The 896-nt window shown below is 52.7% G+C and carries 2 protein-coding genes; both read left to right on the top strand.

Going from position 1 to position 896, the window contains the following annotated elements:
- Positions 1-28: 28 nt before the first annotated feature.
- Positions 29-535 carry a sulfopyruvate decarboxylase subunit alpha gene (gene comD, locus OCA8868_RS16430; protein ID WP_093997675.1) on the top strand — a complete coding sequence of 169 codons (507 nt, stop codon included), beginning with the start codon at positions 29-31 and terminating at the stop codon, positions 533-535.
- On the top strand, positions 532-896 hold a 365-nt coding region (locus OCA8868_RS16425; protein ID WP_093997674.1), incomplete at its 3' end, for a thiamine pyrophosphate-dependent enzyme. The genes comD and OCA8868_RS16425, both read left to right, overlap by 4 nt.

Raw genomic sequence — 896 nt, 5'->3', positions numbered from 1 at the left:
TTTAATCCCCTCTGACAGGAGCGAGCCCTTGAGTATTGACAAGAAAATCGTGGACGATTTGGTTGCGAACGACGTGTCGTTCGTCACTACTGTTCCTTGCAAGCAACTGGCTGGTGTGATCGACGAAGTCGACGCACGCCCAGAAATCTTCCACATCCCGTCCAACAAAGAAGACGAAGGGATGGGGCTATGTGCAGGTGCATGGATGGGTGGCAAGCGCCCTGCGATTATCATGCAAAATACAGCCATTGGTGTAACGATCAACACGCTCGCGACGTTGATCCAGTACTACCGCATGCCGTTGCCGATGATCATCAGCTACCGTGGCGAGCTGCGCGAGCCTGTGGCCTGTCAGGTCGAGATGGCGGTGCACACCAAAGCGCTTCTGAGCCAAATGAACATCCCGACGTATCATTTCCACAAAGAAAGCGATGCGGATGAACTCGATGCGATCCTGAAATACACATTCATGTGCAACAAACCTGTGGCGATCCTGACGGATGCGTCCTTCTGGGGAGGCTACGGCGACCAATGATACGTTCAGAAATCTTACGTGAAATCGCACCAATCCTTCATGATCAACTGGTGGTCTGCAACATTGGCCTGCCGAGCCAAGAGCTGCACATGATCGACGATAATGCCAAGAATTTCTACATGCTTGGCACCATGGGTCTGTCATCCTCCATCGGGCTTGGATTGGCTTTGGCGCAAGACAAGACGGTTATCTCCATCGACGGTGACGGATCTGTTTTGACGAACCTTGGCACGCTGCCAACGATCGCCAACAACGTCGCGGACAACTACATTCTGATGATCATCGACAACGGGTCTTATGGCTCAACCGGGGATCAGCCGACCTATGCGGGCAAGAAGACCAAGCTTGAAAACGTCGCTGA

It is taken from the genome of Octadecabacter ascidiaceicola (genome assembly GCF_900185015.1).
GTDB lineage: Bacteria > Pseudomonadota > Alphaproteobacteria > Rhodobacterales > Rhodobacteraceae > Octadecabacter > Octadecabacter ascidiaceicola.
This window is presented reverse-complemented; position numbering and strand designations above follow the sequence as displayed.